This window comes from Candidatus Obscuribacterales bacterium, from assembly GCA_036703605.1.
In the GTDB taxonomy this organism is placed as follows: Bacteria; Cyanobacteriota; Cyanobacteriia; order RECH01; family RECH01; genus RECH01.
In genome coordinates, this window is sequence record DATNRH010000159.1 from 1 (window position 1) to 7,170 (window position 7,170).

Consider the following 7,170-nt stretch of genomic DNA (forward strand, 5'->3'; position numbering starts at 1 on the left):
ACCCGCACCGGCCAGCTTGTGCCGTTCATCTTCCTGTCTAGCCGCCACGACGTGGATGATCGGATTGAAGGGCATCGGACTGGCGCAGACGATTATTTGGTCAAGCCCTTTGAAACCAAGGAATTGGAAGCCAAAATTGAAGCGCAACTGGAGCGATCGCGGCGGATGAATGCCGAAATTGTGCGGTTGATGCAGCAGTCCAACACAGAGCAACCACCGGCCCCCGCAGCACCGCCCCCCGAACCTCTGCCCCTGACGCCTGCCGAAGAGCGCGTCTTTTGGGAAGTGATTCGCGGCTTGACCAATAAGCAAATTGGCGATGAACTGTTTGTCAGTCCACGCACGGTGCAAACCCACCTCAGCAATATTTTGAGCAAGCTCCAGCTAGAAAATCGGGCCCAGTTGATTCGCTTTGCCTATGAGCATGGCTACCATCCTCCCGCAGAACCCCAGGATGAGGACAGCCACTAATACCAGCAGGAGCCATGGAATGATTGGAGTGTATAGTCTCGCCGAATTGCAAGCAGCGATCGCCCGTGAACCCGATCGCTGGCGACCCCTAGTTTTTACCAACGGCTGCTTTGACCTGATCCATGCTGGGCATGTGCGCTATTTGCAAACGGCCAAAGCCTTGGGGCGATCGCTTGTTGTCGGTCTCAATAGCGATCGCTCTATCCAAGGGATTAAACCCCAACCGGCCGGATTGCCCCAGCGACCGATTGTGCCGGAAGCGGAACGGGCGGAAGTGTTGGCAGCGCTGAAATCCGTCGATGGCGTGGTGCTGTTTTCAGAACCCACCGCCACGCACCTGATCACCACCCTCCAGCCCGACATCTACGCCAAAGGGGGCGACTATAACATTGAGACCTTGCCCGAAGCTCCTGCCGTCCAGCACTACGGCGGCCGCATTGAGCTGGTTCAAGTGGAAGTGCCCAGCTCCACTAGCGGCATTATTCAACGCATCCTCGCGGCAGCATCGCCCCCAGCCTAATCCCATCAAAATCAGGTAGGATGCCTATGGTCAATCATGGCGATGGATAATGGGCGGATTTTCTGCAGAGGAGCGCATTGAGTCGCTGAAGGTGGGCATGGTGGGGGCGATCGCCACGGGTTTAGCTTGGTTGCTCACCACGGGGCTGAATCAGTTTATTCCGCTACCGCTGCAGCCGATTTTATTCCAGGGCGATCGCTTTCTGAGTTGGGTTGGAATCAGCCAAGGAGCGATCGCTTTGGTATGCGGCGGCTTATTTGGCATCACCTACCGCTACGTCATCCGCACGGAGACCAATGGGCAACTGAAAACCGGAGCTGTTTTTGCTTTTGGCGGCGTGCGTGGTTTGGCGCTGGTGGAAGTGGGGCTACGGGATGGGTTTCCTCTGTGGAGTTTAGCGATTCCTTTACTGGAGGCGGTGGTGTGGTTTGCGATCGCTGCTCTGTGGATTGATGTGGGGCTGGGGCGCGGCTGGCTAAAACCTTGGACGGGGGGAACAACCGATGTGTAGGCCTAGCGGCGATGGATTTGTGACGTGGCGCTCGCTAGGGTGGGATGGCCTAGACTAGGGAAATCTTGTGTTTCTCCCTGATAGGTTGCTATGACTCCAGAGCCCAGCCCAGAACAGCGTTTTGTACAAAAAACCGTTGATGCCTTCATTCAATGGAGTCCGCTGGGGGGAAGTGGATTTGCCTTTGTGCATTTTCTGCTTCAGCAAGACTGGATGCTGGCGATTTTAACGTTTCCGGCAATGGTGGTCACGTCTGTCTGGGCAAGATACACCAGTGGATTTACAGCCCGCCTAGGAGACATTGCCCATGAACGTAGCGGCAAAGATGCAGATGCCCTAGCTGCTGGGCTGGATCGTTTAGATCGATCGCTGCGAAGTGTCCTATCGCGGTTTGATGAAAACTATCTCTGCGCCCAGGCTAGCGCTTGTCGTCCTTACGTTGGAGATAATGAAGTACCGCTGCCCTCGGGGATTCTTAACCCTGACCTCGATGAAGTCTATGTTCCACTGAAGCTCAGCAGTGAATTTCTGCGGGGATGTGATGGAGACGCCATCCCAACATTGCCAGGATTTAGCGACAAGCCAGACGATATCAAGCAACAGATTGAAGAGCGTCCAACGTTAAAGATCTGGGATTTCTTAGCTCAAAGCCGAGCCACTCCCCAATATAGCAGGCTGGTGATTCTAGCCTATGGTGGCTTTGGTAAAACCACGCTGCTGCGACAGGTTACCTATCTTTATGCCGCCCGTCCCCGCTGGGTACGTCGCCAGTACAAAGCTCCAGCCTTAACCCCTATCCTGCTATTTTTGCGAAAATGGCGAGATGAAATTGCCAAACCGGATGCTCCGAGTCTGCCTAACTTAATCACTCAGCATCATATTCCATCATTGCCGGGAGGGCAACAACTCGATGTTCCGCCACAGTGGGCAAAGCAACTACTGCTTAGCGGTAAGGCGTTGGTGATGTTGGATGGGTTTGATGAGGTTGCAGATGCTCAGCGCCAAGCGGTGAGTCACTGGATTACTAAGCAGATGCAGGACTATGGGAAGTCGGTATTTATCCTCACCTCTCGCCCCAAAGCCTACGGAGATGACTATCAAGCCGAACGGGTGGGTATCCCATTGGCTGTGCAGCCCTTTGATGGGGATCAGCGTGAGCAGTTCATTCGCCAGTGGTATTTGTGCCAAGAACGCTTCCATCGCGGCAATCGCGATACACCTGATGTACGAGAGACGGCAACACAACGGGCAACCCAACTTCTTGAGCAAATTAATCAGAGAAAAGCGCTGAGGAGTATGGCGGAAAATCCGCTGATGTTGAACATGATCGCGATGTTCCATCGAAGCTATCCCGCAGAACAACTTCCCCAGCGACAGACAGAACTCTACCGAGGCATCTGTAAGCTCCAGCTAGGCGATCGCCCCATGGCGAAGCGAGTTGATTTACCCCTCCCTGCCGATACTAGCCAGATAGTGTTGCAGGGTGTCGCGCTGGCGATGACGAAGCAGAAAACAACAGTTATTAATCGAAACGATCTCATAGAACAGATTCAATCCGAGCTACAACGGTTGAATGAGACCGTATCTCCCCAGATTTTCCTAGAGAAAATTGAGCAGGTGAGTGAGCTGATGGTGAAAAAAGATGATGGCTATGAATTTTCCCATCGTAGCTTTCAGGAATATCTCACCGCCGAAGAACTATTACGAACCCATCAAGAAGACCTCATCCTCAGCCACTTCACCGATGAATTTTGGCAAGGCACTATTCTGATGTATGTATCATTGCAGCGTCGCCCCGACGCGCTCATTCAACAGGCGTGCGACCTTGGGGCAGATGCCATCGCCTTTGCCTATGACTGCTGCAAGATGAATTCTAGGGTTTCACCGAGTGTAATAGCCCAAGTCAACAAGCGCCGCTACGAACGCCTTGAAGGCTACCTAAAAGCAGGACAATGGAAAGAAGCAGACCAAGAAACCTATGAGTTGATAAACCAAACACTCGATCGCGTTTGGTCTTTGAAGGGGTTACGTCAGTTTCCCTGTGAAGACTTGCTGCGCTTGGATCACCTATGGGTGACCTACAGCAACGGCCGGTTTGGATTTAGCGTACAGAAGCAAATCTGGTTGGAGGTGGGTGGTAAACTAGACTACGGTGAAGATTGGAATGCTGCTGAAAAAGCCTTTGAATTGATGAGCGATCGCAACGGCTGGCGACAGTCTGGGTCATACATCTCGTACCCAGAAGATGTGATTTTTGATACTAGTGCCCCTGAGGGACATCTCCCTTTATTCCTTTGGAGATTTATGGCAGTTGTGAATCAGTATCAGGTTAAACTTAAGCGTTTTGTATACCGGCGTTATTAGGATTCGGGTGTTGTTCTCTCGCATCTACAGTTGTAACCTTTAGCATATAAGCGCTCCAGCTCATTCCAAAAAGATTATTGGGAACCGTCTCCCCACGGAAAACTAGGTGGTTCGGCGATTCATTACCTGGCACCTAGGTCACGTTGTATCCGTGAATTGCAGCATGGCAATGGTTAGGTTGAGATAATTTACTACCTCGCTCTATCGTTTCAGGGCTAGGGTAAGACCATCAGCGATGGGGATAAGGCTGAGGTGAATGCGATCGTCTTGGTGCAGGGCTGTGTTGAAGTCGCGAATCGCTTGGGTGCGGTTGTCGGTCACGCCAGGATCAGCGACTCGTCCTGACCACAGCACATTGTCAATCACGATGAGACCCCCAGATCGAACGAGCTGGAGCGATCGCTCGTAGTAGTTGAGATAGTTTGACTTATCGGCATCAATGAAGGCAAGGTCAAAGGGTTCGACCTGGTCTGCTAGTAAGCGATCGAGGGTGTCTAGGGCTGGGGCAATGCGCAGATCCACCTTGTGGGCCACACCTGCCTGTTCCCAGTAGCGACGGGCGATCGCTGTATAGTCATCACTGACATCACAGGCGACAATCTGACCATCGTCCGGCAGCGCCAGCGCCATCACCAGAGAGCTATAGCCCGTAAAAACACCAATTTCCAGAATCCGCCGCGCCCCCATGAGCTGCACCAACAGCGCCATCAACTGCCCCTGTTCTGGAGCAATCTGCATCTGCCCCATGGGATGCTGGGCCGTCTCTGCCCGCAGGGCTTGCAGCACCTCGGGTTCTCGTAGAGAAACGGAAAGCAGGTAATTGCGGAGGGTCTCGGTGAGGTTAAGGGTTTCGTTAGACATGGGTGCCGGGGAATGCTACAGGTTCCATCATGCCACGGGCTCAGACTTTGAACAGTAAAAGCCACAGGGGAATCGTCAACAGCAGCAGGCCGCTGGTTAACACAATGCTGCTGGCGATCAATTCCCGATCGAGTTCATATTCCTCCGCAAGGATGAGACCAGCGAAGGCACTGGGCATTCCTGCCATCAACACCACGGCTAAACAGGCCTCCGAGGGTAGACCGATCAGGGTGGTGATCAGACCCACCAGCGCCGGGATTACTAACACTTTCAAGAGCGTGGGAGCGATCGCCCATTTGAGGCTACTCCAGCCCTTGAGCTGGCTCAGGCGAATGCCCATCAACGACAGCGCCACGGCAATCACCACCCACACCGATACCTCCAGAGCCCCATCCACGAGGGGCGCAAAGGCCAGGGAATGGGTGGCAGTACCCACAATAAACGCCCAGAGAGACGGCACGGTGAGCACATCGCGGACTTGCCCCCAACTCAGCCCCGGCTGGGCCGATCGCCCAAAATAGCTGGCGAGGAAAACACCGATGCCGTAGGTACCCACCACATTTTGGGTCACGCTATAGAACACAATCCAGCTAAGATAACTATCGCTCACCAAGATAGGGGCGATCGCTAAGCCCACAAAGCCTGTATTGGCAATCATCGACGACAGGACAAAACTACCGCGCCGGGCTGGATCGCTCCAGTAGTCTATGGGCGGAATCGGAGGTGGTGATAAAACCGGTTCCCTAGGCGCTGTATCGGCGGCATCTAGAGAGAGCAGATTGTCTGTAGTATCAGACGATTGATCGACTTGGCTAGGGTCGGGACTGGGATCAGGGAGGGGCGATCGCTTCTCCTGTTCTGCCCGCCAGGTTATCCAAGATAAGGTGATCCAGGCTAGCCCTAAACTGCCCACTAGGGTCAGCGCCGTAATCAGCGGCACGAGGCCCACGCTATCGGAGAAATCGGTGCTGTGGGCGAGGGCAAAGACTTCTAGGGGAATGCCCACCCAGTAAAGCCCTCGGCCAATCAATCGGGGCCAGGCTTCGGGTAAAAATCTCGCTAGGAGCACCCCCAGTCCTGGCCAGAATATGAGAGGTAGATAAGCATGAAGGAGAGTGTCGGTCATGGCTTAAGCTCCTCCAGTCTAGATAAGCGATCGATCACTCAACTATTTCTCCAGTCGCACCACGTACCATTGCAGGAAGCGATCGGGGCCAAGGTCGAATTCGCAGTAGGTGTCGCGCAGATGCAGAGCTTGGGCTTCTAGGGAGTCTAGCCGCTGGAGATCCCGAGGCAGAGGGTCGGCATAGGTAGACAACACCTGCGTCAATTTGGCCAGCAGTTCCTCTGCGGTCAACAATTGCTCCGGTTGATTCGCTTCCAAGAGGACGTAGGCATCTTCTTGGTACATCATGGGGTCAGGCATGGTTCTCTCCTTGCAACGAATGCATCCCTGTTTTGCACATTGCCCCACCCTTCGGGAAGCGCAAGCTCTACATCCCCCAGCCCCTTCGCCCCTTTTTGGGAGAAAGGGAGCCGGATTCAACGTCCCTCGCCCGCTCTGAGAGAGAGATTTAGGGTGAGGGCAGTGGGATGCATCCCTGGCGATCGCCCCGACTCCCCTCGTGATCAAAAGGAATCGGGGTTCAAGCTATCGGCTAGATTCAACGTCCCTCGCCCGCTCTGGGAGAGGGATTTAGGGTGAGGGCATCCTAATCTTCCGCAAACACGTAGCGATAGAGTTCGCTGGGGTCGGGTTCAGGACTGTCTTGGGCGAATTGTACCGCCTCATCAATCTCCGCCTGAATGCGCTTTTCGATCGCTTTCAGTTCCGCCTCAGTTGCCAACTTTTGATCCACCAGGTAGGTGCCTAGACGCTTGATCGGATCGCGGGAGAACCAGGCGTCTTTTTCCTGCTTACTGCGCAATTCATCCGGATCCGCCAAGGAGTGACCGCGGAAGCGGTAGGTGAGCGCTTCAATCAACGTGGGCCCTTCCCCAGCTCGCGCCCGTTCAACGGCTTCTTGGGCCACAGCTCGCACCGCTAGCACATCCATGCCGTCTACCTCAACGCCCACCATATTGAAGACGCTGGCTTTTTTGTAGATTTCTGGCTGAGAGGTGGCGCGATCGTGGGCCATGCCGATCGCCCATTTGTTGTTTTCCACCACGTAAATGATCGGCAGCTTCCACAGGGCCGCCATGTTCAGGCATTCAAAAAACTGACCGTTGTTCGACGCACCATCCCCAAAGAAGCAGGTGGAAACTTGGTTGGCATTAGCGTCTCCCAGAGCTTCCCGGCGATACTTCGCCTGGAAAGCGGCCCCAGTCGCCACGGGAATGCCCTCGGCCACAAAGGCATAGCCACCCAGCAAGTTATGTTCTGCGGAAAACAGGTGCATAGAACCGCCCCGTCCCTTGCTGCAGCCTGTGGCCTTACCAA

Annotated in this window: 8 protein-coding genes; 4 read left to right on the top strand and 4 right to left on the bottom strand. The window is 54.3% G+C overall.

The annotated features are described in order from the left end of the window. The 4 genes from V6D20_03315 to V6D20_03330 all read left to right on the top strand — a co-directional run. The coding region (locus V6D20_03315; GenBank protein ID HEY9814822.1) for a response regulator transcription factor at positions 1 to 471 on the top strand (471 nt) is incomplete at its 5' end. Positions 472 to 490: 19 nt separating this feature from the next. Further along, on the top strand, positions 491 to 991 hold the full coding sequence (locus V6D20_03320) for an adenylyltransferase/cytidyltransferase family protein (protein HEY9814823.1): 501 nt from the start codon (positions 491 to 493) through the stop codon (positions 989 to 991). A gap of 49 nt (positions 992 to 1,040) precedes the next feature. Then, positions 1,041 to 1,502 (top strand): hypothetical protein, encoded by a 462-nt coding sequence (locus V6D20_03325; protein HEY9814824.1) that lies wholly within the window; start codon positions 1,041 to 1,043, stop codon positions 1,500 to 1,502. Between the two features lie 90 nt (positions 1,503 to 1,592). Continuing rightward, positions 1,593 to 3,866 (top strand): GUN4 domain-containing protein, encoded by a 2,274-nt coding sequence (locus tag V6D20_03330; protein ID HEY9814825.1) that lies wholly within the window; start codon positions 1,593 to 1,595, stop codon positions 3,864 to 3,866. 201 nt (positions 3,867 to 4,067) lie between these two features. On the opposite strand, the gene V6D20_03335 is transcribed toward V6D20_03330, so the two are convergent. From V6D20_03335 to V6D20_03350, 4 genes are all read right to left on the bottom strand, one after another. Then, complete coding sequence (locus V6D20_03335; protein ID HEY9814826.1) at positions 4,068 to 4,727, bottom strand: class I SAM-dependent methyltransferase; 660 nt, start codon at positions 4,725 to 4,727, stop codon at positions 4,068 to 4,070. Between the two features lie 40 nt (positions 4,728 to 4,767). After that, positions 4,768 to 5,853: an AEC family transporter gene (locus V6D20_03340; GenBank protein HEY9814827.1), complete on the bottom strand. Its 1,086-nt coding sequence runs from the start codon at positions 5,851 to 5,853 to the stop codon at positions 4,768 to 4,770. Positions 5,854 to 5,895: 42 nt separating this feature from the next. Then, positions 5,896 to 6,153 (bottom strand): chlororespiratory reduction protein 7, encoded by a 258-nt coding sequence (locus tag V6D20_03345; GenBank protein HEY9814828.1) that lies wholly within the window; start codon positions 6,151 to 6,153, stop codon positions 5,896 to 5,898. Positions 6,154 to 6,439: 286 nt separating this feature from the next. Further along, the coding region (locus V6D20_03350) for a thiamine pyrophosphate-dependent enzyme (GenBank protein ID HEY9814829.1) at positions 6,440 to 7,170 on the bottom strand (731 nt) is incomplete at its 5' end.